The organism is Methylobacterium sp. Ger2507 (assembly GCF_055231875.1).
In genome coordinates, this window is the sequence record NZ_JBUYVC010000001.1 from 150,411 (window position 1) to 176,540 (window position 26,130).

The window sequence follows — 26,130 nt, forward strand, 5'->3', positions numbered from 1 at the left end:
GTTCAGACACCGGGAATTTTCAGGAAACGACCTTGTCGGGGATAAAAAGATCCGGATGACGTAGTCGGAGGGAGAGGATCAACGTCATGGTCTTAAGATCGGTGATCTCACCTCGGTCGGTCATGGCGGCAAGCTCGTTCAGTGCCAATTCTCGGACAATGATGTCCTCGTGCTCCCCGGCGAGACCGCCTCCTGGGCCAACACGATCGACAGCGTCGTAAGCCCCCAGAAACAGATCGATCTGCTCGGTCGATATTCCTGGCATGCTCCAGGCGCAGGTAACGAATTCCAGCTTTCCGAGACGTACGCCGGTCTCCTCGAAGGCTTCGCGTCGCGCGCCATCGTCCGCTTCGGCCTCATCAAGGAGGCCGGCAGGAACCTCAAGAACGGATGTCGCGCCGGCAGCGTAGAAGGCAGGGGCACGAAATTGCTCGACCAGCAATGCGACGCGGCGAAGTGGGTCATAGGGGAGGACCGCGGCGGCGCGTCCGTGATCCTCGATCTCGCGCGCGAGTCGGGTACCATCGCCCATCGTTACCTCTGCGACGAGAAACCGGCTCCAGCCGTCGTGCACAATCCGGGTGCCGCGGATATTCGGCGCCATTCTGCTCTCCCCGTTCAGATCACCGCGGTCAGGGCGATCGGATGTTTCGGGGCCTAGCAGGAGCTTGGCGCATCATTGAGGCGAGCCCGGCGTGATTTCCGTCGCGCTTCTGCGGATTGTGAATGACACATGGGTGGCCGTCGCATCCTGGCTCAAGAGGATGTCGCCCTCTTGGCGGACCAGATGCGGGATATCGATCGCCGACATCGGATCAGTACAGGTCACAACGAGAATGGTGCCTGGCGAGAGCCTCCGCAGCGCCTTTCGGGTGCGAAGCGTGGGCAGGGGGCATTTCAGGCCGCTGAGATCAAGGCACAGGGTTGAATCATCCGCCATCCGCATCCCCGAACCCGCTCATATGCCCAACTCCAGGCGGATCGCTTAAACCTAGCAAAACTCCGGCAAACGAGAAAGACTGCCCGCCGGAACCTCGGGTTAGGCTGAGCTTCTGACGTGTCAAGATCTTTAAATCAGTAACCGTAAGCCGGATATCCATAGTCATAAGCGTAGGACGGTCCGGTGTAGCCGTACGCCCCATATCCGGCGCCGACATAGCCACGGTCATAATACTCGTAACGCGGCGCTTGGCTGGCAGCGATGGCGCCGCCGATAATGCCAAGTGCTGCTCCAGCAGCGAGGGCACCACCAATCCCCGGGCCGCGGCGGTAACCACCATGGTAGCCACGGCCGTAACCGCCGCAATAGCGCACGTTCTCAATCGAGATGTAACCACCGGAAATCTGTCCGATGCTGATCGTCGACATCGGAGCGGTCTGCGCCGACGTCAATGAAATGGCCGAAAGATCAAGAGTGGCAGCGCCCGCCAGAGCGATGGACGAGATGCGCGACAGGCGTGCGGCCTCCACAGGTGAAAAATCACTCGAGTGAACGGAGGGTTCGGCGATTCATCCCCCTCAGGATCAGTGAAGCGAGCCGGTGCGTGTTCCCTCCTACATTCCGGCGGAGATGGGGCCTACGATCCGGTCCCGAGACAGTCAGAAACTGCACTGGGTGAACGCTTGCTCAACCGAGCGCTGCCAAGGCCCCTCGTAATCCGCAAGGCGGTCCTCAGCGAGCGACCGTCCAGCAGCGACGATTGCTTCGAGTGGCTGCAGAAAGTGGGATTCGTCCCGCCCGTGACCATCCTTTCGAGCACGGGCGACAAGCCCTGCTCGAGCAATCGTCAGCGCTTCGGCAGCGACAGCCCCGAGAGGGCGACCGACGATGCGGGCGGCGAGCCCGAGACGCGGCACCGTCGCGCGCAGGCATTCTCGATCGCTGGCGGACCAGTCCTTGGCGATATCCCAGGCAGCTGCCAGCGCCGCTTCATCGTAGAGCAGCCCGACCCAGAAAGCGGCCTGTGCGGCAATCATCGCGGGTCCACCGACATCGGCACCCCGCATTTCGATGAAGCGCTTGAGGCGGACTTCCGGAAAGGCGGTCGAGGCATGGTTGGCCCAGTCCGACACCGTTGCGCGCTCACCCGGCAGGGCAGCCAGACGGCCGGCCATCAGGTCGCGGAACGAGGCGCCGGACACGTCGTGGTAGGTCTCACCACGCTTGACGAAATACATCGGCATGTCGAGGAGCCAATCGACGTAGGATTCGTATCCGAACCCTGCCTCGAAAGCGCGCGGCAGCATGCCGGTCCGATCGCCATCGGTATCGCGCCAGATCTCCGACCGCCGCGAAAGATATCCGTTCGGACGTCCATCGGTGAACGGGGAATTGGCGAAGAGCGCCGTCGCCACGGGTTGAAGAGCCAGCGCCACGCGCATCTTGGCCACCATATCGGCCTCGGAGGCGAAATCGAGATTCACCTGTACGGTGGCGGTCCGCAGCATCATGTCGAGACCGAGGCTGCCGACCTTCGGCATATACGACGCCATGATCTTGTAGCGGCTCTTCGGCATCACGGGGGTTTCCTCCCGTGTCCACTTGGGACTCATCCCGAGATCGAGGAATCCGATGCCGAGGCCGTCGGCCACCCGTGACGTGGCATCCAAATGCGCCTGCAGTTCGGCGGCAGTCGCATGGACATCCGGGAGCGGGGCACCAGACAACTCGAACTGTCCGCCCGGCTCCAGGGAGATCGCTCCCCCCTCCGCACCCGCGAGGCCGATCAGATGTCCAGCATCCTCGATCGCCTCCCAGCCGGTTTCCTCCGCGACCCCCTGCAGCAGCGCATGAATGCCGTTTGGCCCTTCGTAAGGAACCGGACGATTACCGTCGCGATAGAAGGGGACCTTCTCGTGCTCCGTGCCGATGGCGAAGCGATCCCGCGGCTTCTCGCCCTCGGCAAACCAAGCGATGAGTTCGTCACGCGTGGTCAGGGGCGTCGTATCGGACGTATCGCGCGCCATGCGCAGCCTCTTCAGAAGGTCGTTCAAGGGAGAGGCGCGCCGGACCGCAGCAGCGTGGCCTCTATCTGGTCAACTCGCCTCATAGGCCAGGGGACCCCAGCGAACAACGCGGGACCAGACTGCCTCAGCGTGCGTCACCGAGGACAGACTGGACGAGCGCGAGCACCGCCACAGCTGCTGTGTCGGCCCTCAGAATACGAGGACCGAGCGATAATGCCACCGTATTCGGACGATCCAGGATAAGCGCGCGCTCCTCGGGTGCGAAGCCGCCCTCGGGGCCGACCAACACTGCGAGGGGCGGCGGCGCAGCAGGATTGGCCACCTGACGCAGCGCAAGAACCGGATCTGACACCAAGGCGTCCTCGTCGCAGAACACCAACAGACGCAAAGGGTTGAGGTCGGCAAGCGCGGCAGGAAGCTTGGCGACGTCCTGGATCACAGGGATTTCGAGGATGCCGCATTGTTCGGCGGCTTCGATCGTGTTGGAGCGCAAGCGATCGATATTGAGTCGTTCGTTCTGGGTGTAGCGAGTCAGAACCGGCCTGAGCGTTCCAGCCCCCATCTCGACCGCTTTCTGGGCCATGTAGTCGAGGCGTGCCGACTTCAGCGGGGCAAAAAGGTAGTGCAGGTCTGCGCGCTCCGGCTGTTGGCGTGTGCGCTCTCGCACGATCAGGTCAGCGCTCTTGCGGCCGGTCGGCGCGATCTCGGCACGCCACTCGCCGTCCCGCCCATTGAACAACAGCACCGGATCCGTCGGTCCTCGCCGCAGGACATTCAAGAGATAGTTGGCCTGCGCCCGGTCTAACGGGAGCGTGGCCCCGGGCACGAGTTGGGCTTCGACATAGAGACGCGGGGCGGTGAAGTCATAAGCGGCCATGACCGATGTGGTCGCGTGAGGTGTTTCAGCTGTCAACGGCTCAGGTTCAACCAGGCCGCCCTGATGCTGATTCGCAACACGCCGAAACATTGCGCCGCGAATCCACATTCGATCCGGGTGAAGCGTTTGCAGCTTGAAAGACGCCACATTCCTATGCCGAAACAATGTGAAGACCGGAGTGCGCTCAGAAGCAGGCGCGTCCCAACGCGAAACAGGCCATTCCGCAGCCGGCGACTGGGCTGAGCCAGCCGGATCCACGCGTGGTGGGAGAAGGGATTTCGAATCATGTCGTTCAAAACCATCGCCACCGCTGCTGTCGCTGGTGCGGTCCTGTTCAGCGGGCAGGCTTTCGCACAGGCTGCCGAATGCGGCGAAATCCAGCAGACGCTTCAGGCCCGAAAAGACCTCATCGGCAAGGCGAACGCCGCTTCGAACTCGAAGAAGAAGATGACGCCCGCCGAAGCCTGCACGCTCTTCGGGAAGCTCCAGGCCAACGGCGTCGCCGGGTTGAAGTGGATCACCGCCAACAAGGAGTGGTGCTCGATTCCGGACTCCTTCGCCGAGGGCTTCAAGGCTGATCATACTAAGGTGTCCGGCATCCGGACGCAGGTCTGCGGCGTCGCCGCCAAGGCCGCTAAGATGGAGGCTCAGGCCCGTGCACAAGCCCAGAACGGTGGCGGTGGCGGCGGCTTGCTCGGCGGTCCGGGGCTGACCGGAAGCTTGAAGATGCCGCAGGGCGCCCTCTGACCCGGTGCCATCGCATCCGTTGACAGGCCAGATCGCGTCGACTTGCAGGCACCGAGCGGGCCGATGACCGATGCGGGCTCCCACGGGGCGGACCACCGCGTCGCCGACGCCGTAGCCGGCCATTGGGTCGACCGGGTGGCGCCGCAGCGGGCACGCCCTTACCTCCGGCTTGCCCGGATCGATCGGCCGATTGGCTGGTGGCTGCTGTTGCTACCGTGCTGGTGGTCGTCCGCGCTCGCAGCCATCGCGAGCGGGGCAGCCGCTCCCAACCCTCTTCATCTGGTGCTGTTCTTCATCGGGTCGGTGGCCATGCGCGGTGCCGGTTCGACCTACAATGACATCGCCGACCGCGATCTTGATGCGCTGGTGGAGCGGACTCGCTCCCGTCCGCTCCCTTCGGGCCAAATCCGGGCGCGCCACGCCGCGCTGTTCCTCGTGGTCCAGTCCTTGGTCGGCCTTGCCGTCCTGCTGCAACTCAATGCTGTGGCAATCGCCGTCGGAATCGCTTCCCTGATACCCGTCGCCATCTATCCGTTCATGAAACGGATCATGCCGGTGCCGCAGGCGGTTCTCGGTCTCGCCTTCGCCTGGGGCGCACTGATGGGGTGGGTGGCGGTGTTCGGGCAGCTCGATGCAGCCGCCCTGCTGCTCTACGCCGGCACCATCGCCTGGGTGATCGGCTACGATACGATCTACGCGGTCCAGGATATCGAGGACGACGAGATCGCCGGCATCCGCTCGTCGGCACGCTTCTTCGGCCGTCGGATGCGGGGGGCGATCGGGCTTTGCTATGGAGCCAGCGTCGGCTTCATCGCAGCAGCCGCACTCCTGGCTGGTGCTGGTGCCGTTGGTCTCCTCGGCGTCGTCCTGTTCGCTGCTCATCTCGGTTCGCAGGTGCTGCGCCTCGACACGCGCGACGGACGCGGGGCGCTCATGCTGTTCCGATCAAATCGACAGGCGGGTCTGATCCTGTTTCTTGGTCTAGCGGCAGATGCTGCGTTGAAGCAGATTGTCGGCTGACGCCGGCTCAATGTGAGAGGTTGATCAGCAGCGGGCGCCGGAGATGATTTCGCTCTCACCGCGATGGATCAGGGGGCGAACCGGAAGAGCGCCGGTCTTGCGCCTGACGAGGAAGCGCGGGCGGCGACCGTTTAGCAGACCGTGACGGCGACGAGTGCGGGTCCGACCGAGAGCAACCGGACCGATCTGGTTCGACACACTCGCCAGTTCGCCATCCTCCTTGACGATCATACGCGGCAATCCGGACTTGGCTGAGAAGTCCCGCCAGTGCGCCACCACCTCATTCTCACAGAAGGGCCCGAGCCGGGTCACCACTCCGCCGGCAGCGTCGACGAGCAAGAGGTCAAAACGGTCCTCGCCGCAGGCATCCGAATCATCCTCAGCGAAGGCTAGAGCGATACCGGCCGGGCGACGCGCTCCGCTGCGCGTGATCACCGGCAGATCGGACGCAGCGAATGCGGCAAGAAGCTTTCCAAAGGAGCCCGCCGGGGACATCCCATTCATGTTCGCGAAAGTCTTCATGGCTCGTACACCCTGTTGGTCCCGGCAACCTCTGTGGGCCACCCGTCTATGACAAGCAGAATTGCGTCTAACCTCCTCAGACCACCTTAAGAGTGAGCGTTAAGCGAGTATGGACAAGGGTGAAGCAGCCAGAATGCTCAACGTTTCCTTGCCGGGTTCAACGACATTCGTGCGTATCGAGATCTGCGGAGCTCCGCTTGTGACAATCCGCTCAGCACCTTAGAACAGGCGAGGCGCTTCCCGGCACACGCGAATGACGAGCGAACGGGCCTCGGCGGCAAGCCCAATTCCCATTACCTATCCGGAGACGCATGTCCCACCCGATCGCCTCAGACGCCGTGCATGCCCTCCTCCCCGCCTTGCGCGCTACGATCCGAGAGGCGGCAGCCCTCGCCCTGCCGTTCTTCAAAGCTGGTGGACAGACGGGCGCACGTGTCTGGTCCAAATCCGGCGGCTCCCCGGTAACGGAGGCCGACGTGGCCGTTGACACGTTCCTGAAGGTACGGCTCAGCGCGATGCTACCCCGGGCGGCGTGGCTTTCAGAGGAAACCAGCGACAATCCCGTCCGGCTTGAAGCCGATCTTGTCTGGATCGTCGACCCGATCGACGGAACGCGAGCATTCATGTCGGGACACCCGGACTGGTCCATCGCCGTGGCCCTGCTGTCGGGCGGGCAGCCGGTCCTCGGTTTCGTGCATGCCCCCGTAACGGACACCTTCTACGAGGCGGCCGCGGGGTTGGGGGCGACGCGGAACGGCCAGACCATCGCAGCCTCAGACCATGCCGGTGTCGAGGGTGCCCGGGTGACCGGCCCGAAACCGATGATGGATCGGCTGGCACGCGGCGCCGGCTCGGCGGGGACCCGAGCCGACCTCGTTGCTGTGGAACGCGTTCCGTCCCTGGCTCTGAGGGTCGTTCGGGTCGCTGAAGGCTCCATCGATGTCGGCTTGGTTTCTCCCAATGCCCGAGATTGGGATCTCGCCGGTGCCGACCTGATCCTCCGCGAAGCAGGGGGAACCGTCTGCGATCTCAAGGGGCATCCCACGACCTACAATCGTCCGGACCCCGTCCATGGCGAGCTCGTCGCGGTGTCGCGCGGCCTTCGAGATGGCGTCGTGGCAGCCATGGGTCAGCTCTGATCCGATCCACGACACCCCACTCGGATGCCAAATAGCAAAGCCCGACACCATGGTGCCGGGCTCGACGTCACTTCGTTTGACTTTCCCGGACTGAAGCGCCGATCACGCCTCCAAACGGAACTTGGTGGCTACTTTGATCAGTGATGCTCGCGCAACGCGATAGCTTCAGGCGCCATACCAAAGCGCTCAGCAAGATGCCAACGCAATTCGCGTGCCGAATGGTAGTTGTAAGAAGTATCGATAAGGTGGCTGAGATCAATGGCCTTAGCTTCATGTGCCATCGACTGCTTCAGACGATCCACCTTGAAGGTCGCCGCATCAGTAACGGGCGAACGGGCGCCACGGCGCCAGGTGTATTCAAACAACATATTTTTCTTGTGTGCTTTCAAAAACGTGCAGGTTTTGCTTGCCGTATCTCGGACGTTTCAGCCCAAAACGAGCTTGGTACGTCGTTGGTGCTAAAGTTTTACCGAAGTCCGATCCGATTCACGCCACAAATCCTGTGGGGAACCGTCATGACCATCGGCAGCGGAAGCCTCGTCAGAGGCCCTGGAGGGTGACGCCAGCCCAAGGGCTGGCGCCGGGAGCGTCAGGCCGCCTGGAGGTTACCAGCCGAGTCCTTGCCGCTGCGCTTGTCGGTCTGAATCTCGTAGGAGATCTTCTGACCTTCGATCAGATTGCGCATGCCAGCGCGCTCGACTGCGGAGATGTGAACGAACACATCCTTGCCGCCGTCGTCAGGCTGAATGAAGCCGTAGCCCTTGGTCTCGTTGAACCACTTTACAGTACCGGTATTCACGAAATAGATCCTCGTATCGTTCGTCGATCAACAGCCTGCGTCTACTCGACGCAAGCAGCGGATCCTCTTCGGTAGGCCTGACGGAATCAGCAGGACGTGAGACGCTTGACGGTACAAGATCTCAGCTCACCGATACCCGCTACAACTCATGTAGTCCGATCATGCGGCCGCAACAAGGCATTCGATCCGACCTAAGAGCACTCTGGCGGGGCGGGCGGGGGCGCAGCCCCTGTGTTAATTGCCCCCCCGACCGCATATAAAAGTTCCCGAGCAGGCAGTTAGGCGATTCATGGCGGGCATCTCAGTTTCCCTCGAAGGGGCGAACATTCAGCTTTCATTCCAGAAGGATGATCAAGCGACAGCGGTCGTTATGGACGCGCGGGCTGCGCGCGCGCTCGTCCGCGCAGTGGGCCAACTTTTGACCGCCATCGACGAGCCTGATGACGGAGATATTCCGGATGACCTGAGCGACGAAGACATCGCAATGCTCGATGTCACATCGTCAGCCATCGAAGTCGGGACTGACGAACAGGGCCAAGCTGTCGTAGCGTTGCAAGCGGGTGCCCTACCCCCCTTTCAGCTGCGCCTAACCGACGAAGAGGCCCGTCACGTTGCGACGAGCCTCTCCGAAATTCTCAGCGCACCGCGCGATGTGCGCGCTTCACACGGGGATCACTGACGAGGATCACATCCTGACGCCGGGGTCGGTCGGGCCGCCCGGCAGATAATCCGGCTCGGAGCCCGGGCCGGCCGGCTCGCCAATCCCGGGATCGTTAACCGGATACGGCGTTCGAGGACCGGTCGGTCCGATGTCGGGTTCCTCGTCAGGCGTAGGCGGGGTGGGCAGATCACCGGGAATCCCACCCGGCAAAGGCTCGGGAATCGGCAGGCCGGGATTGGCCATTTCATGGTTGGCCATGCGAAGCCTCCTGTTCTTGTCTGCGAGATGCCTGAACCAACACGGTCGAGCAGGGCGGGGTTCCGCCGGAAACCCGCATCCGATCGGACCCGTTCAGTTCCACATTCTCACCCATGTCCGGAGAGTTCTGAATGGTTGATATCAGGCAGGCTAATGTCTTGATCATCGCAACCGCCGGCTTTGAAGAGACATAGCTGACGGTTCCGCAAAGCAAGCTGAATCAAGCCGGCGCGATTGTTCACATTGCTGCCCCAAAGTCTCGGAGTGGATCGGAATCTATTCGTGGACGGGACAAGGCGGACCGGAGAAAGAACGTCGGCTACGATCAGAACATCGAAACTATAAACCAGAACGGCTACGATGCGCTGATACTTCCTGGCGGACAGATCAACCGGGACAAGTTGCGCCTTAAGCCAAGCGCTTTGGATGTCGTTTGAAGCTTTGTGGAGTCCGGCAGGGACGTGGCCGCCATCTGTCACGCGCCCTGGCTTCTCATCGAGGTCGGGGCGGCGAAGGGTCGTCGGATGACCTCATTCGCGTCGATCCGCACGGATGTCGTCAACGCCGGCGCGGAGCGGCAGGATCCGCCGGTGGTTGCCGATCAAGGCATCGTCACGAGCCGTAACCCGGGCGAGCTCGATGCTTTCAGTGCCAAGATCATCGAGGAGATCGAACAATGGAATCACGGCGTTCGACGGCTTGCCGCCTAGGGGCCTCCCATATCAGCAGCCCGTGAGCGGTCAGAGATCGCGCGGTCCGTCGGCGGGATCAGTGCTTGATGACCGTTTTCTGAATCTTTGCCTGATCCGGGACGGCGCCGGCGAAGAGCTCCGACAGCCGACGCTGATCGAAAGTTTTGGCGAAGTCGGGAGCCACCTCAACTCGTGCCGTCGCTTCCGAGGGGCGCGGTGTGATCGACCCGGTGGTGAGGGGATCAGCTGCATCCGCCGGAACTCGGGTAGGAGAGGCATGCTCGCGCTGCAGGCGCAAGGTCCAGTGGGCGGCGGTGGAGAGCGCAGCGACCGCGAGGATCGCCTTGATGCCACCCGTCAGGAGGCGTCTCATGTGGTCAGGCCCGAAACTACGCGTTGGCACCCGGCCGGTTCCCCGACCGACTCCTACACTTGCCGAAGAGCGTTAACGACCACCATCCTGGCGAACAAACTACGCGTTTCAATTCGGTGCGCTTTATCGATGTGGGCCTTGCGCCACAGCAGCGGTTCCTGTTCCCCGCGTCCGTGACACGCCTGTCGCTACCCGGCCCACAAGGCCTCACAGGAACGCCGCAGAGAACTGGTCCGCATCGCCCCGTCACGACAGACCCCGCCGCCATGCCAAGCCCGAGAGGGTTCGCGAAACCGTCGAGCGCCTCAGCAGCAGGGATCGCCGATGTAGGTGGCGGGAGCGAGGGCGGCAACCGGGAACAGCCGCGTCATTCCGGCTGCGACGATCCGCACGCCGTCGCGAAGGCCTGCAAGGTCGCGCGCTCATTGTCGGACGAGGGGTCCGACAACCGGGCGTAAAGGCCTGCGGCACCTGAGAAAACCTGACGGCCATCTGAATCGTCGCCGAGGAACGCGGCGATTTCATGCATCTCGGCGACCCAGCGTCGGGCCTTCGGGATCATATCGGGGAGATTGCGGGCAAAGCGTGAGAACAGCTCCGGCTCGTTCTCGGCGAGTTCGGCCCGCAGGGCGTCGCCGGCCCCGGCACGATCGGCAGCGAGCACCATGATGGACGCGAGGGCGGTGAGCCCCTTGTTGATGCCGGCATAGGACATTTTCAGGGCCGAAGCGGCGCCGATTCCACCCTCAACGACGCGGAGGTCGACACCGAGGTCGCGTAGAGGTCGCGCGGTTTCCGGAGCCTCACCGGACACATGGACGCGCGGACCCCGCGTGCCGGGCTTCGGCGGCAGGCCGATGATCGCGGCATCCAGGAAGGCCGCACCGGTCGGCCGGATCAGGTCGGCGATCCGCCGGACCGTCACGACGTTGACCGCGTTGCAGTCGACATAGACCGGCTTGCGCGTCGCTGTGGCCAGGATCGGGGCGAGCTGTTCGGCCAGCGTCTCGGCCTCGGCGGGGGGCACGATCGAGAGCAGGAGGTCCGCACCCATCAGGCCGACGAGGTCGGTCCCGATCATGCCGGCGGCGCGCGCCCGCGATTGGGTGGCGGAACTCCGTCCGTCGAGGACCGTCAGCACCGTGGCGCCGTTCTCGGTGAGACGGGCCGCGAGGGCGCTGCCCATGGCCCCCGCGGCTAGGATGGCGATGGTCGGCATGGGGCGGGCTTCCTCCGAAACGGGAACGACCACGCCGCGGTTCAGGGCCGCGGCGTGGTCGTCGTTCGGGATGCAAGGCGTGCGCCTGTCCAGCCGATGCCGTCAGGTGAGCGAGCCGCAGAAGCGCTGGATGCGGGTGCAGGCTTCCTCGAGCGCCGCGTTCGAGGTGGCGTAGGAGATGCGCAGGTTGGGGCCGAGGCCGAAGGCGGAGCCATGGACGGCGGCGACGCCCTCGGCCTGAAGCAGCTCGACCACGAAATCCTCGTCGGTCGCGATGGTCTTGCCGGACGGAGTTTTGCGCCCGATGGTCTCGGCGCAGGACGGATAGACGTAGAACGCGCCCTCGGGCGTCGGGCACTTCAGGCCCTTGGTCTGGTTCAGCATCGACACCACGAGGTCGCGACGGGTGTGGAAGGCCTTGCGGAACTCGCCGAGATGCGCCTGCGTGCCCTCCAGGGCCGCCACCGCCGCCCACTGGGAGATCGACGACGCGCCCGAGGTCTGCTGACCCTGCACGAAATCCATCGCCTTGATCAGGTGCTCCGGCCCGGCGGCGTAGCCGATGCGCCAGCCCGTCATGGCGTAGGCCTTGGAGACGCCGTTCATGGTCAGCGTGCGGTCGTAAAGGCCGGGCTCGATCTGCGCCGGGGTGACGAATTCGAAATCGCCGTAGGTCAGGTGCTCGTACATGTCGTCGGTGAGCACCCACACCTGGGGGTGACGCATCAGCACGTCGGTGATCTTCTTCAGCTCGTCGCGGGCATAGGCCGCCCCGGACGGGTTCGACGGCGAGTTGAGGATGATCCACTTGGTCTTCGGGGTGATCACCCGCTCCAGCTCCTCCGGCTGGAGCTTGAAATCATGCGCCATGTCGGTCTCGGCGAAGACCGGCGTCCCGCCGCAGAGCACCACCATCTCGGGGTAGGACACCCAGTAGGGACGCGGGATGACGACCTCGTCACCGGGGTTCAGGGTCGCGAGCAGCGCGTTGTAGATGACGTGCTTGCCGCCGGTGCCGACGATGGTCTGCGACGGCTTGTAGTCGAGCCCGTTCTCGCGCTTGAACTTCTTGGCGATGGCCTCGCGCAGCGGCACGATGCCGGAGACCGGGGGATACTTGGTCTCGCCGCGCCGGATCGCCTCGACGGCCGCATCCTTGATGTGCTGGGGCGTATCGAAATCGGGCTCTCCGACCGAGAGGCTGATTACGTCCATCCCCTGCGCTTTCAGCTCACGGGCCTTCTGCGTCATCGCGATGGTCGCGGACGGCTTCACGCGGGACAAGGCGTCGGCCAGAAAGCCCATGGGTGGTCACTCCCGTACATTTTACGAAGGTCGGATCGAGCGGCGCGGACCCTAGTCGCGCCGCCGCGCACGGGCAAGGGAGACCTGCCGTTGCTGCGGCGTTCCCCCCTGCAACCCAGCGAAGGCTTGCGACGAACGAAAAAACGCCGCGACTCCGGGGGAGCCGCGGCGGTGAGGCCGTCGATGGGGGGCTGCTGCTCGGCGCCGGCGGGCCGGGTCCGGACTCGTCAGATTCCGCCGAAGACCCAGCGCAACTTCGACAGGAAGCCGCCGCCGGAGCGCTTTTCGCGGATCTCGGCCGGTTCGTCCTTCACGGCGGTCGCGGTCGCGTCGGCCTGGATCAACCCGAGGGCGGCCGTGTCGGTGGTCTCGCGGTCGATCAGGATGAAGCCCCCGGTGTCGCGGTTGGCCGTGTAGGCATCCACCGCCACCGCTCGGTCGAGGGTCAGGGTGACGTCGGCGATGTCGTTGGCGGTCAGGCGCGCGGCCGGCTCGGGCTTGCCCGTCTCGGGGTCGATCCGGGTGCGGATCGTGGTCACGACGGCATTCACCGTCACGGTGCCGATCTTGGCCAGCAGGGTGGCGCCGGGCAGCAGCTCGGTCTCGGCGGCCCAGAACAGGCGGGCGTCGAGGCTGTCGGTGACGCGCATCGGCGCGTCGGCGGTGACGATCACCGATCCGCGCGAGGCGTCGATCTCGTCGGCGAGCACCAGGGTGACGGATTGGCCCTCCACCGCATACGGCAGGTCGCCGTCGGCGGTGACGATGCGGGCGATGGTCGAGGTCCGGCCCGAGGGTTCCACGATCACGGCATCGCCCGGCGCCACGCGCCCGCTGGCGATCAGGCCGGCGAACCCGCGGAAATCCGAGTTCGGGCGGTTCACCCACTGCACCGCCATGCGGAACGGTGCGGCCTGCTCCTCGATACGCACCGGCACCTCTTCGAGGTATTGCAGCAGCGGTGTGCCGGTGTACCAGGGCGCGGCAGCGCCCGGCAGCACGACGTTGTCGCCGTTCTTGGCCGAGAGCGGGATCGCCCGGATCTCGGTGAAGCCGAGCGGCGCCGCAAAATCCTGGAACGCCGCCAGAAGCTCCTCGAAGCGGGTCTCGGACCAGCCGACGAGGTCCATCTTGTTCACCGCGAGCGCGACCCGCCGGATGCCCAGCAGCGACACCAGCAGCGCATGGCGCCGGGTCTGCCGGGTCAGACCCTGGCGGGCATCCACCAGGATCACGGCCACATCCGCCGTCGAGGCGCCGGTCGCCATGTTGCGGGTGTACTGTTCGTGGCCGGGGGTGTCGGCCACGATGAAGGAGCGCTTGTCGGTGGAGAAGAAGCGGTAGGCGACATCGATGGTGATGCCCTGCTCGCGCTCGGCCTGGAGGCCGTCGACCAGAAGGGCCAGATCGATCTCCGCGCCCTGGGTGCCGTGCTTGCGCGAATCGCGCTGCAGCGCCGTCACCTGGTCGTCGAAGATCTGCTTGGTGTCGTGCAGGAGGCGGCCGATCAGCGTCGACTTTCCGTCATCGACGGAGCCGCAGGTGATGAAGCGCAGGACTTCCTTGTTCTGGTGCGCGGTCAGGAAGTCGTCGTAGCCGAAAGCCTGGGGTGCCTGATGGATCGTCATCTTAGAAATAGCCCTCCTGCTTCTTGCGCTCCATGGCGCCGGCTCCGTCCTTGTCGATCACGCGGCCCTGGCGCTCCGAGGTGCGGGCGGCCAGGGTCTCGCCGATGATCTCCGGCAGCGTCGCGGCGTCGCTCTCGACGGCCCCGGTCAGCGGGTAATCGCCGAGGGTGCGGAAACGGACCGACACCTCCTTCGGCGTCTCGCCGGGCTCGAGCGGCAGGCGCTCGTCGTCGACCATGATGAGCTGGCCGTCGCGCTCCACCACCGGGCGGGGCTTGGCGAAGTACAGCGGCACGATCGGGATCTGCTCCTGCTCGATGTAGAGCCAGACGTCGAGTTCGGTCCAATTGGAGAGCGGGAACACCCGCAGCGACTCGCCGCGCTTCTTCTTCATATTGTAGAGGTGCCAGGGTTCGGCGCGCTGGCGCTTGGGGTCCCAGCGATGCTGGGCCGTGCGCAGGCTGACGATACGCTCCTTGGCGCGGGACGCCTCCTCATCGCGGCGCGCCCCGCCGAAAGCCGCATCGAACTTGTGCTTGTCGAGGGCCTGACGCAGCGCCTGCGTCTTCATCACGTCGGTATGGACTTCCGAACCGTGGCTGACCGGGCCGATGCCACGGGCCAGGCCATCCTGGTTGGTGTGGACGAGGAGATCCAGGCCGAGTTCCTGGGCGCGCCGATCACGAAACGCGATCATCTCCTTGAACTTCCATGTGGTGTCGATGTGCATCAGGGGGAACGGCAGGCGGCCGGGCGCGAAAGCCTTCAGCGCCAGATGCAGCAGCACCGACGAATCCTTGCCGATGGAATAGAGCATCACCGGGTTCTCGGTCTCGGCGACCGTCTCCCGCATGATGTGGATGCTCTCGGCCTCCAGGCGCTGCAGGTGCGTCAGCCGCGCGGACCGGCTCGCCGCCTGGGTGGTGAGGGGTGCGGCGCTCATCGGGCCATCTCCAGAGGTTTGGTGTGAAGGGTGGTTTCGAAGGCGGCCGCCTCCTGACCGGGTGCGACGTTTTCTTCGGGCGCGTGGACATGCAGGCCGCACTCCTTCTTGGAGGCCTGCTCCCACCACCAGCGGCCGGCGCGCTCATCCTCTCCGACCCGGATCGCGCGGGTGCAAGGGGCGCACCCGATCGACGGGAAGCCGCGATCATGCAGCACATTGTAGGGCACGTAGTTTTCCGAGACGAAGCGCTCGACGTCGGCACGGGTCCAATCGGCGAGCGGATTGATCTTGATCAGGCCACGCCCTTCATCCGACTCGGCCAGGGGCGTCTCGGCCCGGTTCGCCGACTGTCCGGCGCGAAGGCCGGTGAGCCAGCCGGCGGCTCCCGCCAGCGCTCGACCCAGGGGCTCGACCTTGCGGAAGCCGCAGCAGGCCTGCCGCGCGGCGACCGAATGGCGGAACCCGTTGATACCGGACTCGGCCACGAAGCGCTCCTCGGCCTCGCGCTCGGGCGCATAGGCGCGGATGCGGATGCCGTAGGCCGATTCGGTCTCGGTCCATGTGTCGTAGGTCTCAGGGTAGAGCCGTCCGGTGTCGAGGGTGACGATCTCGGTCCGGCCCTTGTGCATCGCCACCGCGTGGGTGAGCGCCTGATCCTCGATCCCGAGGCTCGTGGTGAAGACCAGACGGCCCGGTACCGTCGACTCGATGAGTGCGATCCGGCCCTTGAGGTCGAGTCCCGCCAGGGCGGAGGCGAGGTCGCGCGCCGTGTTTTCCAGTTGAGAGGTCATCAGAGACTTTGCGATGCTGGCTTGTCTGACGTGTGAAATGTTCGCTATAACGAACGCTGTCAAGGCATGGCGGCTATCTCCAGGGGGCAAACCCCACCGGCGATGCTCCTTGCGGCAACGGGCTCGGACGTATTCTGTTGCCCAACGAGGAAACTTCCTTCTCCATCGGACAGCGTTGCGTGCCGTCCCGCACGCCAACGCCGCTCACGAACCCGCGAGGCCAGCTTGGATTCGATCGATCTGAAGATCCTGGCGCTGCTCCAGCACGACGCCACCCTGTCCATCGCCACCATCGGCGAAAAGGTCGGCCTGTCGCAGACGCCGTGCTGGAAGCGCATCCAGCGCCTCGAGGCGGATGGCGTCATCGACCGGCGCGTGGCCGTGCTCGATCCGGTGAAGCTCGGCCTCGGGCTGACGGTGTTCGTCTCCATCGAGACGGCGGATCACTCGCGCGAATGGCTCGAACGCTTCGCCGAGACCGTCTCGGCGATGCCCGAGGTGCTGGAATTCTACCGCATGGCAGGGGACGTGGATTACATGCTCCGCGTCGTCGTCGCCGATATGCGCGCCTACGATACGTTCTATAAGCATCTCATCGCGACTCTGCCGCTCAAGAACGTGACCTCCCGCTTCGCGATGGAGAAGGTCAAATCCACCACCGCGCTGCCCCTCCCGGCCCCGCCTGCCAACGGTCGCTTCACCCCGACCCTGTCGGTGGTGGCTGGAGAATAGAATTCTCTTTTGCCCTGCCCGCGCAGGCAGCTCCTTCTACCGTGACGTCGTTCTGTAAAACGGACAACCCCGTTGACAGCCGGCCTCTCAGGACGACATGGCTTTCCTTATGGCACGACACGCGATCCTTCCCCGCACGGCTCCCTTCGGCGACACCGAACGCGCGAGCCTCGACGCCGTCCTCGGCGCCGCCACCCCGATACAGCGCGCCTGGCTGGCTGGCTTTCTGGCCGGCCTCGACGCCGGCGGAGCGCCGCAGGCCGCTGCCGTCCCGGCCGCGCCGCCGAAGGCGGCCGAGCCCCTGACCATCCTGTTCGCCAGTGAATCCGGAAATTCCGAGACGCTCGCCAACAACATGGCCAAGCTCGCCCGCAAGAACGGCTTCAAGCCGAAGGTGGTCGATTTCGCCGATCTCGAGATCGCCAGCCTCGCCAAGGAGAAGCGCATCGTCGCCATTGCGGCGACCTGGGGCGAGGGCGAGCCCCCGGCCCGCGCGACGCGGGCCTATAACGAGCTGATGGGCGACGGCGCCCCGCGGCTAGACGGCGTCTCGTTCGGCGTGCTCTCGCTGGGCGACACCTCCTATGCCGAGTTCTGCGCCATCGGAAAGGCGCTCGACGCCCGCTTCGAAGCCCTGGGCGGCATCCGCGCCCACGAGCGTGCCGACCTCGACCTCGATTTCGAGACGCCGGCAGCGGCCTGGATCAAGGACACCCTGAAAGCGCTCACCCCCCCGCCGAGCGCCGACAACGTGGTAGCCGTCGATTTCGCCGCGCGGGTCGCGGGCGACGAGGACGACGACGTCGAGCCGAGCCGCGAGCCCAAGGTGGTCGAGGTCATCGACCATGTGAACCTGAACTCCTCGCGCTCCGACAAGGAGACCATCCACCTCGCCCTCGAATTCGAGGACGGAGCCCCCGCCTACGAGCCGGGTGATTCGCTGGAGATCTATCCGGAGAACGACCCGGCCCTGGTCGACGAGATCCTCGCCGCCACCGGCCTGTCCGGCGACGCGGCGCTGCGCCAGGCCCTGCTGGCGGAGCGGGACATCACCACCCTGTCGGCGACGACCGTGGAGCGCTTCGTCAAGGCCACCGGCCATGCCGAGGCGCAGAAGCTCATCGACAGCGGCGAGGCCAAGGCCTGGATCGAGGGGCGCCACCTCATCGATCTCATCCAGAGCTTCCCGGCCACGCTCACGGCCGAGCACCTCGGCACCATCACCCGGCCGCTGCCGCCGCGGGCCTATTCCATCGCCTCATCGCGGAAGGAGGTGGGCGACGAGGTCCACCTCGTGATCGCGGCGGTGCGCTACGAGACCCACGGCCGGGCGCGCTCGGGTGTGGCCTCGACCCATGTGGCCGACCGCATCCGCAACGGCGCCAAGCTGCGGGTGAAGCTGAAGCCGAACCGGCACTTCCGCCTGCCGCAGGACCCCGCCACCGACATCATCATGGTGGGGCCGGGCACCGGCGTCGCCCCGTTCCGCGCCTTCGTGCAGGAGCGCCGGGCCGTCGCGGCCCCGGGCCGTTCCTGGCTGTTCTTCGGCGACCGCCACTTCACCCACGACTTCCTGTACCAGCTCGAATGGCAGGAGGCCCTGGAGGACACGTCGCTGACCCAGATCGACGTGGCCTTCTCGCGCGACCAGCCGGAGAAGATCTACGTGCAGGACCGCATCGCCCAGCACGCGAAGGAGGTCGTCGCCTGGCTCGACGGCGGCGCCAGCTTCTACGTCTGCGGCGACGCCACCCGGATGGCCAAGGACGTCCGCAACGCCGTGGTGAAGGCCTTCCAGGACGTGAAGGCGCTCAGCCCCGCCGACGCGGAAGCGGCGGTGGCCGCCCTGGAGAAGGCGCACCGCTACCAGCAGGACGTTTACTAGGACACGAGCATGACCCTCCCCCTCCGCGGGGAGGGTGCCTGCGGAGCAGGCGGGAGAGGGGCAACCTCTCCGGATAGGGCGCTCCCCTCACCCGACCCGCTTCGCGGGCCACCCTCTCCCGCAGAGGAGAGCGGGAAGAGCCCGCACCGCTCAACATCGAAAAGACCGGAAAGCCCGCCATGGCCGACAAGACCACCACCCGCACCTACGAGACCCCGCCCACCGACCGCCCGATCTCGGACGCGGAAGCGGCGCGCGCGGCCGGTCTGGCCGCCAACGAACACATCAAGATCGCCAGCGGCTACCTGCGCGGGACCCTCGCTGACGGCCTGCTGAAGCACGCCACCGGCGCCATCTCGGAGGATGACGGGCAGCTCGTGAAGTTCCACGGGATGTACCTGCAGGACGACCGCGACATCCGGGCCGAGCGCACCAAGAAGAAGCTCGAGAAGGCCTACAGCTTCATGATCCGCCTGCGCATCGCCGGCGGCGTCGTCACCCCGAAGCAGTGGCTGGCCTTGGACGAGATCGCCACGACCTACGCGGGCGGGGCGCTGCGCGCGACCACGCGCCAGACCTTCCAGTATCACGGCGTCATCAAGTCGAACCTCAAGCGCACGATGGCGGCCATCGACGCGACGCTCCTCGACACCATCGCGGCCTGCGGCGACGTCAACCGCAACGTCATGGCGGCGACCAACCCGGCCCAGACCGGCGCCCACAAGGCCGCCTACCAGCTCGCCAAGGACATCTCCGACTCGCTCCTGCCCAAGACCAGCGCCTGGCGCGAGATCTGGCTCGATGGCGAGCGCGTGGTCGGCGGCGCGGAGGTGGCCGAGGTCGAGCCGGTCTACGGCAAGACCTACCTGCCCCGGAAGTTCAAGACCGTGGTGGCGGTGCCCCCGTCCAACGAGGTGGACATCTTCGCCCACGATCTCGGCTTCATCGCCATCCTGGACAATAAAGGCCAAGTGACGGGCTGGAACGTCACGGTGGGCGGCGGCATGGGCATGACCCATGGCGAGACCGACACCTTCCCGCGCACCGCCGACGTGATGTGCTTCGTCGAACCGGCGGACGCCCTGAAGGTCGCCGAGGCCGTGATGACGGTGCAGCGCGACTGGGGCAACCGCAAGGTCCGCAAGAACGCCCGCCTGAAATACACCATCGAGCGTTACGGCCTCGCAGCCTTCCGGGCCGAGGTCGAGACGCGCGTCGGCAAGCCGCTCGCCGATCCGAAGCCTTTCGCTTTCACCGGCAACGGCGACCGCTACGGCTGGACCGAGGGCGACGACGGGCGCCATCACCTGACGCTCTACGTCGCCTCGGGCCGGATCAAGGATTACGACAACGGTCCGCAGCTGCTCACCGGCCTGCGCCGGATCGCCGAGATCCATCAGGGCGATTTCCGCCTCACCGGCAACCAGAACGTCATCATCGCCAACGTGCCGGCCGAGAAGCGCGCCGAGATCGAGGCGCTGGTGGACCAGTACGGCATGCTGAAGGGCGCGAGCGCGCTGCGCCGCAACTCGATGGCCTGCGTCGCCCTGCCGACCTGTGGACTGGCGCTGGCCGAGAGCGAGCGTTACCTGCCGGACCTGATGACCGAGCTGGAGACCAGCCTGGCGTCGCACGGGCTCCAGGACGACGAGATCACCATCCGGATGACCGGCTGCCCCAACGGCTGCGCCCGGCCGTTCATCGCCGAGATCGGCCTCGTCGGCCGCGGCCCCGAGCGCTACCACCTCTATCTCGGGGCGGCCTTCGACGGTTCGCGCCTGGGCAAGCTCTTCGCGGAAGACGTCACCGCCTCGGAGATCAAGACGATCCTGGACCCGCTCTTCGCGGCTTATGCCCGGCACAAGCAGGCTGGCGAGCGCTTCGGCGACTACCTCATCCGCGACGGTTACGTGACCCGGACGATCAACGGACCCGACTTCCACGACCACACCGGCGCCCTCAAGAGCGCGGCCTGACCCGGCCTCATCGGTCCGGAGGGTCGAGGCCCTCCGGACGGCTCTCTGCTCCCAGAGAGGGAGGGCCCGCAAGCAGGAAATCGTTGCGATGCAGCATCGGGCCAACGTGCTGCGGCATCCCGCAAGACTAAAGATTCGCCGCGAAGTTCGTTAACCCACCGCGCAACCGTTCCGGCCCATCCCCGTTGTCCGTCGAGACAGCCGGGGAGGCCCCAATGGCCAAGCATGAAATTTTGAGCTTCTTCGAACATCGTCGCGATGGCGCCTGGATCTGCGTCAAGCCCTTCACGCTGACGACGAAGGAGAGCCGCGTCGACATTCAGCAGGGTATGCGCTTCGATTACGGCAAGCGCGTCGGCGGCGTCGATCTGGCCGAATACTTGGAGCAATTGGGTTCCCAGTTCGGCTCCTAAGCATCGAAACCTCCGCCACGGCCCGTCGCATCCTCGTACGCATGGGCCTGGCGTCGCCTGGGCCTGACTCGCCTCAGGGTTCCCGTCGCTGTACCCGGCGCCATCCATTCGGGACCGTCGCGACGCGTCGGGAGATTTGTGATTTTTTGACGTTGCGGTCGCAACGGCCTAGTTTACCCGGATGATGCGTTCCGCGGTCATCGATCGCACGATCCCCGAAGAGGCTGCCCCCACCACCCGCTGCCGGATCCTGGCGACGGCCGAAGAGGCGTTCCGCGTCGTCGGCTATCAGAAGACCACCGTCGCCGACATCGCCAAGACACTGCGGATGAGCCCAGCCAACGTGTACCGCTTCTTCGACTCGAAGAAGGCGATCCACGAAGCCGTCATCAAGCGGCTGATGGACGACACCGAGCTCAGAGTCACCGAGGTCGTGGAGACGCCCGGCCTGAGTGCCGTGGATCGCATCGCCCGCACGATCACGGTGATGCATACGGCTTGCGTCGAGCGCTGCGAGGCCAACCCGCGCCTGCACGAGATGGTCGAAGCGGCGATCACCGAGAGCTGGAACGTGTGCCGTGCGCATGTCGATCAGATCGGCTCGCTGTTCGAGCGCCTGGTCCGCGAGGGCGCCGAAGCAGGCGAGTTCGTGGTGGCCGATCCCGCCCTCGCCGCGGCCTGCATCCACACGGCGATCATCCGTTACTGTCATCCCGCACTCGTCAGCCACTACCCGGATGCCGGGGCCCCGCCCTTGGCGGCCATGATCGAGTTCCTGATCGGAAGCCTGCGGCCTCGCACCTGAGGGTCGTTCGTCCGGACATCCCGGAGTCGAAACGGGCTGCGCCGGTCCACCTTACGGGACGATCGGCTGCGTCCCGAGCAGCGGCAGCCAGGCTGCGAGTGCCAGAAGCGTCACCGCCAGTACGGGCGGGGTGATGACGAGCCCGACCCGCATGTACTGCCCCCACGTGATGGTCTGGCCTTTCGACGCCAGGACGTGCAGCCAGAGCAGGGTCGCCAGACTGCCGATGGGCGTAAGTTTCGGCCCGAGATCGCAGCCGATCAGGTTGGCGTAGATCATCAGCTCGCGGGTCAGCGGTGTCAGGTCCGGGGCCTGCTGGATCGACAGCGCGCCGACCAGCACGCTCGGCATGTTGTTCATGACCGAAGACAGGATCGCGGCGGCAAACCCGGTGCCGAGCGTCCCGACCCAGGGGCCATGCCCGGCCAGCCACACGAGGCCCTTGGCCAGCGCGTCGGTCAGGCCGGCATTCCGCAGGCCATAGACCACGAGGTACATGCCGAGGCTGAACAGCACGATCTGCCAGGGCGCACCGGTGAGCACCTTGCAAATGGGAATGACCCGGCTGCGCAGCGCCAGACCGAGCAGCACCGCAGCGCCCGCACAGGTGACGACGGAGACCGGGACGCCGAGCGGTGCGGTGATGAAATAGGCGAGCAGGAGCAGGCCAAGCAGCGGAAAGGCGGCCTTGAACACGACCGGATCATGGATCGCGTCCCGAGGCGGTTCCAGTTCATCGACCGGGTACGTCGCTGGCAGGTCGCGCCGGTAATAGGCCCACAGCACCCCCAAGGTGGCGGCCAGCGACACCAGGTTCACCGGGACCATCACGGCAGCGTAGCGGCCGAAGGTCACGTCGAAGAAGTTCGCCGAGACGATGTTGACGAGGTTCGAGATCACCAGCGGCAGGCTGGTGCTGTCCGCCACGAACCCGCAGGCGACGATGAAGGCCAGCGCCGCCGCCGGCTTGAAGTTCAGCCGGAGCAGGATGGCCAGCACGATCGGCGTCAGGAGCAGGGCCGCGCCATCGTTGGCGAACACCGCCGCGATGGCGGCACCGAGCAGAATGACCAGCGGGAACAGCAGCCGGCCCCGGCCGCCGCCCCAGCGGGCGATGTGCAGCGCCGCCCAGTGGAAGAAGCCGGCCTCGTCCAGCAGCAGCGAGATGATGATGAGTGCCACGAAGGTGAACGTGGCATCCCAGACGATCTGCCAGACCACCGGAATATCACCCGGCTGGATCACCCCCGTGGCGAGGGCGACCGCGGCACCGATCAGGGCGCTCCATCCGATCCCGAAGCCCCTGGGCTGCCAGATGACGAACACGAGGGTGACGAGGAAAATCGCAAGCGCGAGCATCGGCGAGGTTTCTTGTTGTGGTTGCAGGTGAGGCTCAGGCCGTCGCGATGCGCCGGCCGTGCTCGTCCACCACCCGCTCACCGTCTTCCTTGACGAATTCGCCCTGCTGGACCGGCAGGAGATGCAGCACGGCCTCGGACGGTCGGCACAGGGCGACGCCGCGCGGCGTGATCACCAGCGGGCGGTTGAGCAGGATCGGATGCGCCTCGACGGCATCCAGCAACTGCGCATCGGTCAGCGCCAAGTCGCCCAGGTTCAATTCCGCGTAGGGCGTGCCCGTCTCGCGCAGGACATCACGGACCGACAGGCCGGCACGGGAGAGCAGTTGCACCAGGAGCGCCCGTGCGGGCGGCGTCTTCAGGTACTCGATCACGTGCGGTTCGATGCCGGCGTTGCGGATCATCGCCAGGGTATTGCGGGACGTGCCGCAATCTGGGTTGTGGTAGATCACGACATCGAACGGGTCAGGCATCGTCGGCCTCTCCAGGTTGGCAGGGACAGGCGGCCAGCGCTCCGGTGATCTGGCCGCAGACTTCGGGGCGACCCTGGCAGCAGTCGCGCATGAGGAATTCGATCAGCCCCGAGAGGCCCGGATAGGCAGCGCTGTAGAGGATCGATCGCCCGTCCCGCCTGGCCTGGATCAGGCCGGCATGGAGAAGCTCCTTCACATGGAAGGACAGGTTGGTGCCCGAAACTCCGACCGCCCCGGCAAGCGCCCCCGCCGACAGACCGGCCGGACCCGCGATGACCAACGCCCGCACGATGCGCAGGCGATGTTCCTGACCCAGAGCCGCGAAGGCCGCGAGGGCTTGCCGTTCCTCGATCATTCACACAATATCTCAACGATCATTGAAATGTAGAGGAGAGTCGTACCGTGGACAAGCCCGAACAGCCGTTCGCCGATGGTTTGCCGAACGTGAGCCCTGCGCATTTCGCGGTGCCGGTCCCGGCCGATCTTGCGGTGGCTCGGCCGTTCGCGCACGCCCCTCGGTTCCTGATCCTCTACGGCTCGCTGCGTCCGCGCTCGTTCAGCCGGTTCCTGGCCTACGAGGCGGCCCGGCTTCTGGAAGCGATGGGCGGAGAGGTGCGCCTCTACCATGCGCACGGGCTCCCCCTTCCCGACGATGGCACCGTCGATCACCCGAAGGTGCAGGAACTGCGGCAGCTCTCGATCTGGTCCGAAGGCCACGTCTGGGTGACGCCAGAGCGGCACGGCAGCATGACCGGCGTCATGAAGAGCCAGATCGACTGGCTTCCCTTGAGCGAGGGCAGCGTGCGACCGACGCAGGGGCGCACCCTGGCGGTGATGCAGGTCTCAGGGGGGTCGCAATCGTTCAACGCGGTCAACAACCTGCGAATCCTCGGGCGCTGGATGCGGATGATCACCATCCCCAACCAATCGTCGGTGCCGATGGCCTACACGGCGTTCGACGACGACGGCCGCATGAAGCCGGGGCCGCTCTACGAGCGGGTGGTCGATGTGTGCGAAGAGTTGATGAAGTTCACGCTCCTGACCCGAGAGCGCGCCGATTACTTGGTGGACCGCTACAGCGAGCGGAAGGACCGGGAGCCGGAGCGCCTGAGGGCAGTGGCGGCGGATGTCGGCTTCGGGAAGCGCTAGGGCCACGCCCCGGTAAACCCGATCGGTTGCACGGGCAGGCCCGGGCTCGAACCGGATGGTCCCGGACCTCGACCTTGGATTAAGAGACCGGGGGCCGAGCCGCGCGGGACGCGGGCGCCTCGCGCCGAACAAGGGACTAACATGGCATCCGGTCGCAGGCTTTCCGAACGCTGGTTCACGCTGTTCCTTTGGCTGGTCGCGCTCCTCTTCGCCTGGTTCCTGATCGGCCTCGGCTCCCTGGTGGTCGGCAACATGCCCCAGGTCGAGCATCGCTACACCCTGCAGCAGTTCCTCGACACCGAGGACGCGCGGCCGGCAGACGAGGCCCTGAAGCAAATCCGCCGCGAGCAGGCCGACACCCTGCGGCAGGACGAGCAGGACCAGCTCGCCCTGGAAGCCGCCCGCTCCGCCTCTCTCTCCGCACAGGAGACCTTCACCAACTGGCTCAAGACCCGCGATGCGACCCAGCGCGTCGACCAGGATCCCGGCCTCGTCGCCCGCACGCAGCAGCTCGATGCCCTGAAGGCGGCGGAGCGCGCCATCGAGGAGCGCCTGGAAGCCCGGGCCAGCGCGCGACTGACCCTGTCCGACCGGGAGGAAGCCCAGGAGAAGGTCGTCGGCGACCTGCGCGATGCGGCCCAGGCCCGGCTCGATGCCGCCGAGCGCGAGCAGGAGCTGCGTGTGTTCGGCGACCGGCTCGCCGTGACGCTGCCCCTGCTGATCCTCGCCGGATGGCTGATGCTGAAGCGCCGGCGCACCCGCAACTGGCCCTTCGTCTGGGGCTTCGCGCTCGCGGCGATCTTCGGGTTCTTCGTCGAACTGGTGCCCTACCTGCCGAGCTATGGCGGCTATGTGCAGTACGGGGTCGGGGTGGTGCTCACCCTCGTGGCGGGCCGCGCCGCGATCACCGCGCTCCACGCCTACAACGAGCGCCAGAAGGCCGCCGAGCTGCGGCCGAATGCCGAGCGCCGGACCGAGATCGTCACCGATCAGGCTCTGCTGCGCCTCGCCAAGAAGGCCTGCCCCGGATGCGAGCGGCCGATCGACCTCGCCAACCCAGAGGCGAATTTCTGTCCGCATTGCGGGATCGGCGTGTTCGAGCGCTGCCCCGCCTGCAGCCATCGAAAGAGCACCTTCGAGCGCTTCTGCTCGGCCTGCGGGACGCCGGCCGCCGAACCCGCCGGCGCGCCGGTCGGCGCCTGACGAGCGCACTTGCGGGCGCGGCGCCCTCGGCGACAGTTGGGGACGGCCGGCGGAGGACGTCAAACAGGCTCTGACCGCAACCTTCCCAAGCCTCGACCGGAAGGCAATTTCGACAACTCCCGGATACGGCGCTAAGCAGTCTGGAATGAGCCGCTGATTCTGGTCCAGGTCATTGATTTTGCAACATGCTGT

General features: G+C 65.7%; 30 protein-coding genes and 1 pseudogene. 13 read left to right on the plus strand and 18 right to left on the minus strand.

What is annotated here, in order from left to right:
• Nucleotides 1-19: 19 nt before the first annotated feature.
• The 3 genes from ACV7NL_RS00745 to ACV7NL_RS00755 form a co-directional block, all read right to left on the minus strand.
• Nucleotides 20-604, minus strand: coding sequence for an NUDIX domain-containing protein (locus ACV7NL_RS00745; RefSeq protein ID WP_056185050.1), 585 nt, complete (start codon nucleotides 602-604; stop codon nucleotides 20-22).
• A gap of 72 nt (nucleotides 605-676) precedes the next feature.
• Nucleotides 677-946 carry a sulfurtransferase TusA family protein gene (locus ACV7NL_RS00750; protein WP_463354642.1) on the minus strand — a complete coding sequence of 90 codons (270 nt, stop codon included), beginning with the start codon at nucleotides 944-946 and terminating at the stop codon, nucleotides 677-679.
• 128 nt (nucleotides 947-1,074) lie between these two features.
• Nucleotides 1,075-1,368: a hypothetical protein gene (locus ACV7NL_RS00755; RefSeq protein ID WP_463354643.1), complete on the minus strand. Its 294-nt coding sequence runs from the start codon at nucleotides 1,366-1,368 to the stop codon at nucleotides 1,075-1,077.
• Here ACV7NL_RS00755 and ACV7NL_RS00760 point away from each other — a divergent pair.
• Nucleotides 1,352-1,492 (plus strand): hypothetical protein, encoded by a 141-nt coding sequence (locus ACV7NL_RS00760; RefSeq protein WP_463354644.1) that lies wholly within the window; start codon nucleotides 1,352-1,354, stop codon nucleotides 1,490-1,492. The two genes, ACV7NL_RS00755 and ACV7NL_RS00760, sit on opposite strands and share 17 nt — an antisense overlap.
• A gap of 107 nt (nucleotides 1,493-1,599) precedes the next feature.
• On the opposite strand, the gene ACV7NL_RS00765 is transcribed toward ACV7NL_RS00760, so the two are convergent.
• A complete protein-coding gene (locus ACV7NL_RS00765; RefSeq protein WP_463354645.1) occupies nucleotides 1,600-2,967 on the minus strand; it encodes a glutamate--cysteine ligase in 1,368 nt (455 codons plus the stop codon).
• A gap of 124 nt (nucleotides 2,968-3,091) precedes the next feature.
• Nucleotides 3,092-3,844, minus strand: coding sequence for a 16S rRNA (uracil(1498)-N(3))-methyltransferase (locus ACV7NL_RS00770; protein ID WP_463354646.1), 753 nt, complete (start codon nucleotides 3,842-3,844; stop codon nucleotides 3,092-3,094).
• A gap of 285 nt (nucleotides 3,845-4,129) precedes the next feature.
• On the opposite strand from ACV7NL_RS00770, the gene ACV7NL_RS00775 reads away from it, so the two are divergent.
• Complete coding sequence (locus ACV7NL_RS00775) at nucleotides 4,130-4,591, plus strand: hypothetical protein (RefSeq protein ID WP_463354647.1); 462 nt, start codon at nucleotides 4,130-4,132, stop codon at nucleotides 4,589-4,591.
• A 63-nt stretch (nucleotides 4,592-4,654) separates the two neighbouring features.
• Entirely contained in the window at nucleotides 4,655-5,611 is a 957-nt protein-coding gene (gene ubiA / locus ACV7NL_RS00780; RefSeq protein WP_463354648.1) for a 4-hydroxybenzoate octaprenyltransferase, read from the plus strand.
• Nucleotides 5,612-5,635: 24 nt separating this feature from the next.
• Here ubiA and ACV7NL_RS00785 read toward each other — a convergent pair whose 3' ends face one another.
• Complete coding sequence (locus ACV7NL_RS00785) at nucleotides 5,636-6,133, minus strand: DUF6101 family protein (protein ID WP_463354649.1); 498 nt, start codon at nucleotides 6,131-6,133, stop codon at nucleotides 5,636-5,638.
• Nucleotides 6,134-6,444: 311 nt separating this feature from the next.
• On the opposite strand from ACV7NL_RS00785, the gene ACV7NL_RS00790 reads away from it, so the two are divergent.
• The gene (locus ACV7NL_RS00790) at nucleotides 6,445-7,272 is read left to right on the plus strand and encodes a 3'(2'),5'-bisphosphate nucleotidase CysQ (protein ID WP_463354650.1); all 828 of its coding nucleotides are present in this window, start codon (nucleotides 6,445-6,447) and stop codon (nucleotides 7,270-7,272) included.
• A 137-nt stretch (nucleotides 7,273-7,409) separates the two neighbouring features.
• Here ACV7NL_RS00790 and ACV7NL_RS00795 read toward each other — a convergent pair whose 3' ends face one another.
• Together ACV7NL_RS00795 and ACV7NL_RS00800 are read right to left on the minus strand one after the other, a co-directional pair.
• Nucleotides 7,410-7,640, minus strand: coding sequence for an AsnC family transcriptional regulator (locus tag ACV7NL_RS00795; protein WP_463354651.1), 231 nt, complete (start codon nucleotides 7,638-7,640; stop codon nucleotides 7,410-7,412).
• 221 nt (nucleotides 7,641-7,861) lie between these two features.
• Nucleotides 7,862-8,071: a cold-shock protein gene (locus ACV7NL_RS00800; protein ID WP_055956856.1), complete on the minus strand. Its 210-nt coding sequence runs from the start codon at nucleotides 8,069-8,071 to the stop codon at nucleotides 7,862-7,864.
• A 289-nt stretch (nucleotides 8,072-8,360) separates the two neighbouring features.
• Between ACV7NL_RS00800 and ACV7NL_RS00805 the strand changes: the two genes are divergently transcribed.
• Nucleotides 8,361-8,750: a hypothetical protein gene (locus ACV7NL_RS00805; protein WP_056185026.1), complete on the plus strand. Its 390-nt coding sequence runs from the start codon at nucleotides 8,361-8,363 to the stop codon at nucleotides 8,748-8,750.
• Nucleotides 8,751-8,756: 6 nt separating this feature from the next.
• Here the strand turns inward: ACV7NL_RS00805 and ACV7NL_RS00810 are convergent, their stop codons facing one another.
• On the minus strand, nucleotides 8,757-8,975 hold the full coding sequence (locus ACV7NL_RS00810; RefSeq protein ID WP_082504441.1) for a hypothetical protein: 219 nt from the start codon (nucleotides 8,973-8,975) through the stop codon (nucleotides 8,757-8,759).
• 209 nt (nucleotides 8,976-9,184) lie between these two features.
• On the opposite strand from ACV7NL_RS00810, the pseudogene ACV7NL_RS00815 reads away from it, so the two are divergent.
• Nucleotides 9,185-9,700, plus strand: a pseudogene (locus ACV7NL_RS00815) (DJ-1/PfpI family protein).
• Nucleotides 9,701-9,758: 58 nt separating this feature from the next.
• On the opposite strand, the gene ACV7NL_RS00820 reads toward ACV7NL_RS00815, so the two are convergent.
• The 6 genes from ACV7NL_RS00820 to ACV7NL_RS00845 form a co-directional block, all read right to left on the minus strand.
• Nucleotides 9,759-10,055, minus strand: coding sequence for a hypothetical protein (locus ACV7NL_RS00820; RefSeq protein WP_463354652.1), 297 nt, complete (start codon nucleotides 10,053-10,055; stop codon nucleotides 9,759-9,761).
• Between the two features lie 367 nt (nucleotides 10,056-10,422).
• The gene (locus tag ACV7NL_RS00825) at nucleotides 10,423-11,274 is read right to left on the minus strand and encodes an NAD(P)-dependent oxidoreductase (RefSeq protein WP_463354653.1); all 852 of its coding nucleotides are present in this window, start codon (nucleotides 11,272-11,274) and stop codon (nucleotides 10,423-10,425) included.
• 102 nt (nucleotides 11,275-11,376) lie between these two features.
• Nucleotides 11,377-12,579 carry a pyridoxal phosphate-dependent aminotransferase gene (locus ACV7NL_RS00830; RefSeq protein ID WP_056185016.1) on the minus strand — a complete coding sequence of 401 codons (1,203 nt, stop codon included), beginning with the start codon at nucleotides 12,577-12,579 and terminating at the stop codon, nucleotides 11,377-11,379.
• A gap of 227 nt (nucleotides 12,580-12,806) precedes the next feature.
• Nucleotides 12,807-14,207 (minus strand): sulfate adenylyltransferase subunit CysN, encoded by a 1,401-nt coding sequence (gene cysN / locus ACV7NL_RS00835; protein WP_463354654.1) that lies wholly within the window; start codon nucleotides 14,205-14,207, stop codon nucleotides 12,807-12,809.
• 1 nt (nucleotide 14,208) lies between these two features.
• Nucleotides 14,209-15,150, minus strand: coding sequence for a sulfate adenylyltransferase subunit CysD (gene cysD, locus ACV7NL_RS00840; protein WP_056185009.1), 942 nt, complete (start codon nucleotides 15,148-15,150; stop codon nucleotides 14,209-14,211).
• Complete coding sequence (locus ACV7NL_RS00845) at nucleotides 15,147-15,944, minus strand: phosphoadenylyl-sulfate reductase (RefSeq protein WP_463354655.1); 798 nt, start codon at nucleotides 15,942-15,944, stop codon at nucleotides 15,147-15,149. The genes cysD and ACV7NL_RS00845 overlap by 4 nt, the downstream gene beginning before the upstream one ends.
• 225 nt (nucleotides 15,945-16,169) lie before the next feature.
• Between ACV7NL_RS00845 and ACV7NL_RS00850 the strand changes: the two genes are divergently transcribed.
• The 5 genes from ACV7NL_RS00850 (at nucleotide 16,170) to ACV7NL_RS00870 (ending at nucleotide 21,755) form a co-directional block, all read left to right on the plus strand.
• Nucleotides 16,170-16,676, plus strand: a complete 507-nt coding sequence (locus ACV7NL_RS00850; protein WP_056185002.1) for an Lrp/AsnC family transcriptional regulator — start codon at nucleotides 16,170-16,172, stop codon at nucleotides 16,674-16,676.
• A gap of 109 nt (nucleotides 16,677-16,785) precedes the next feature.
• Nucleotides 16,786-18,561: a diflavin oxidoreductase gene (locus tag ACV7NL_RS00855; RefSeq protein WP_463354656.1), complete on the plus strand. Its 1,776-nt coding sequence runs from the start codon at nucleotides 16,786-16,788 to the stop codon at nucleotides 18,559-18,561.
• 179 nt (nucleotides 18,562-18,740) lie between these two features.
• Entirely contained in the window at nucleotides 18,741-20,537 is a 1,797-nt protein-coding gene (locus ACV7NL_RS00860; protein WP_463354657.1) for an NADPH-dependent assimilatory sulfite reductase hemoprotein subunit, read from the plus strand.
• A gap of 215 nt (nucleotides 20,538-20,752) precedes the next feature.
• On the plus strand, nucleotides 20,753-20,950 hold the full coding sequence (locus ACV7NL_RS00865; RefSeq protein ID WP_056184995.1) for a hypothetical protein: 198 nt from the start codon (nucleotides 20,753-20,755) through the stop codon (nucleotides 20,948-20,950).
• Between the two features lie 184 nt (nucleotides 20,951-21,134).
• Nucleotides 21,135-21,755: a TetR/AcrR family transcriptional regulator gene (locus tag ACV7NL_RS00870; RefSeq protein ID WP_056185176.1), complete on the plus strand. Its 621-nt coding sequence runs from the start codon at nucleotides 21,135-21,137 to the stop codon at nucleotides 21,753-21,755.
• A 51-nt stretch (nucleotides 21,756-21,806) separates the two neighbouring features.
• Here the strand turns inward: ACV7NL_RS00870 and ACV7NL_RS00875 are convergent, their stop codons facing one another.
• From ACV7NL_RS00875 to ACV7NL_RS00885, 3 genes are read right to left on the minus strand one after another with little or no spacing between them, the layout of a single operon-like run.
• Complete coding sequence (locus ACV7NL_RS00875; protein ID WP_463354658.1) at nucleotides 21,807-23,114, minus strand: arsenic transporter; 1,308 nt, start codon at nucleotides 23,112-23,114, stop codon at nucleotides 21,807-21,809.
• A gap of 34 nt (nucleotides 23,115-23,148) precedes the next feature.
• Nucleotides 23,149-23,586 carry an arsenate reductase (glutaredoxin) gene (arsC, locus tag ACV7NL_RS00880; protein WP_247636824.1) on the minus strand — a complete coding sequence of 146 codons (438 nt, stop codon included), beginning with the start codon at nucleotides 23,584-23,586 and terminating at the stop codon, nucleotides 23,149-23,151.
• Nucleotides 23,579-23,938 carry an ArsR/SmtB family transcription factor gene (locus ACV7NL_RS00885; protein WP_463357035.1) on the minus strand — a complete coding sequence of 120 codons (360 nt, stop codon included), beginning with the start codon at nucleotides 23,936-23,938 and terminating at the stop codon, nucleotides 23,579-23,581. The genes arsC and ACV7NL_RS00885 overlap by 8 nt, the downstream gene beginning before the upstream one ends.
• A gap of 50 nt (nucleotides 23,939-23,988) precedes the next feature.
• Here ACV7NL_RS00885 and arsH point away from each other — a divergent pair, with 50 nt between their 5' ends.
• The gene (arsH, locus tag ACV7NL_RS00890) at nucleotides 23,989-24,735 is read left to right on the plus strand and encodes an arsenical resistance protein ArsH (protein ID WP_056184982.1); all 747 of its coding nucleotides are present in this window, start codon (nucleotides 23,989-23,991) and stop codon (nucleotides 24,733-24,735) included.
• Nucleotides 24,736-24,876: 141 nt separating this feature from the next.
• On the plus strand, nucleotides 24,877-25,938 hold the full coding sequence (locus ACV7NL_RS00895) for a double zinc ribbon domain-containing protein (RefSeq protein ID WP_463354659.1): 1,062 nt from the start codon (nucleotides 24,877-24,879) through the stop codon (nucleotides 25,936-25,938).
• The last annotated feature ends 192 nt before the right edge of the window (nucleotides 25,939-26,130 follow it).

What these genes read in the sequence shown, in the direction of transcription:
- ACV7NL_RS00875 (WP_463354658.1), bottom strand. Translation starts at nt 23,114, where the DNA reads ATGCTCGCGCTTGCGATTTTCCTCGTCACCCTCGTGTTCGTCATCTGG.
- ACV7NL_RS00760 (WP_463354644.1), top strand. Translation starts at nt 1,352, where the DNA reads ATGCTGATCGTCGACATCGGAGCGGTCTGCGCCGACGTCAATGAAATG.
- ACV7NL_RS00855 (WP_463354656.1), top strand. Translation starts at nt 16,786, where the DNA reads ATGGCACGACACGCGATCCTTCCCCGCACGGCTCCCTTCGGCGACACC.
- ACV7NL_RS00765 (WP_463354645.1), bottom strand. Translation starts at nt 2,967, where the DNA reads ATGGCGCGCGATACGTCCGATACGACGCCCCTGACCACGCGTGACGAA.
- ACV7NL_RS00870 (WP_056185176.1), top strand. Translation starts at nt 21,135, where the DNA reads ATGCGTTCCGCGGTCATCGATCGCACGATCCCCGAAGAGGCTGCCCCC.
- ACV7NL_RS00795 (WP_463354651.1), bottom strand. Translation starts at nt 7,640, where the DNA reads ATGTTGTTTGAATACACCTGGCGCCGTGGCGCCCGTTCGCCCGTTACT.
- ACV7NL_RS00810 (WP_082504441.1), bottom strand. Translation starts at nt 8,975, where the DNA reads ATGGCCAATCCCGGCCTGCCGATTCCCGAGCCTTTGCCGGGTGGGATT.
- cysN (WP_463354654.1), bottom strand. Translation starts at nt 14,207, where the DNA reads ATGACGATCCATCAGGCACCCCAGGCTTTCGGCTACGACGACTTCCTG.
- ACV7NL_RS00755 (WP_463354643.1), bottom strand. Translation starts at nt 1,368, where the DNA reads ATGTCGACGATCAGCATCGGACAGATTTCCGGTGGTTACATCTCGATT.
- ACV7NL_RS00825 (WP_463354653.1), bottom strand. Translation starts at nt 11,274, where the DNA reads ATGCCGACCATCGCCATCCTAGCCGCGGGGGCCATGGGCAGCGCCCTC.
- arsC (WP_247636824.1), bottom strand. Translation starts at nt 23,586, where the DNA reads ATGCCTGACCCGTTCGATGTCGTGATCTACCACAACCCAGATTGCGGC.
- ACV7NL_RS00830 (WP_056185016.1), bottom strand. Translation starts at nt 12,579, where the DNA reads ATGGGCTTTCTGGCCGACGCCTTGTCCCGCGTGAAGCCGTCCGCGACC.
- ACV7NL_RS00845 (WP_463354655.1), bottom strand. Translation starts at nt 15,944, where the DNA reads ATGACCTCTCAACTGGAAAACACGGCGCGCGACCTCGCCTCCGCCCTG.
- ACV7NL_RS00775 (WP_463354647.1), top strand. Translation starts at nt 4,130, where the DNA reads ATGTCGTTCAAAACCATCGCCACCGCTGCTGTCGCTGGTGCGGTCCTG.
- ACV7NL_RS00785 (WP_463354649.1), bottom strand. Translation starts at nt 6,133, where the DNA reads ATGAAGACTTTCGCGAACATGAATGGGATGTCCCCGGCGGGCTCCTTT.
- ubiA (WP_463354648.1), top strand. Translation starts at nt 4,655, where the DNA reads ATGACCGATGCGGGCTCCCACGGGGCGGACCACCGCGTCGCCGACGCC.
- ACV7NL_RS00865 (WP_056184995.1), top strand. Translation starts at nt 20,753, where the DNA reads ATGGCCAAGCATGAAATTTTGAGCTTCTTCGAACATCGTCGCGATGGC.
- ACV7NL_RS00770 (WP_463354646.1), bottom strand. Translation starts at nt 3,844, where the DNA reads ATGGCCGCTTATGACTTCACCGCCCCGCGTCTCTATGTCGAAGCCCAA.
- cysD (WP_056185009.1), bottom strand. Translation starts at nt 15,150, where the DNA reads ATGAGCGCCGCACCCCTCACCACCCAGGCGGCGAGCCGGTCCGCGCGG.
- ACV7NL_RS00895 (WP_463354659.1), top strand. Translation starts at nt 24,877, where the DNA reads ATGGCATCCGGTCGCAGGCTTTCCGAACGCTGGTTCACGCTGTTCCTT.
- ACV7NL_RS00820 (WP_463354652.1), bottom strand. Translation starts at nt 10,055, where the DNA reads ATGAGACGCCTCCTGACGGGTGGCATCAAGGCGATCCTCGCGGTCGCT.
- ACV7NL_RS00860 (WP_463354657.1), top strand. Translation starts at nt 18,741, where the DNA reads ATGGCCGACAAGACCACCACCCGCACCTACGAGACCCCGCCCACCGAC.
- ACV7NL_RS00805 (WP_056185026.1), top strand. Translation starts at nt 8,361, where the DNA reads ATGGCGGGCATCTCAGTTTCCCTCGAAGGGGCGAACATTCAGCTTTCA.
- ACV7NL_RS00750 (WP_463354642.1), bottom strand. Translation starts at nt 946, where the DNA reads ATGCGGATGGCGGATGATTCAACCCTGTGCCTTGATCTCAGCGGCCTG.
- ACV7NL_RS00745 (WP_056185050.1), bottom strand. Translation starts at nt 604, where the DNA reads ATGGCGCCGAATATCCGCGGCACCCGGATTGTGCACGACGGCTGGAGC.
- ACV7NL_RS00790 (WP_463354650.1), top strand. Translation starts at nt 6,445, where the DNA reads ATGTCCCACCCGATCGCCTCAGACGCCGTGCATGCCCTCCTCCCCGCC.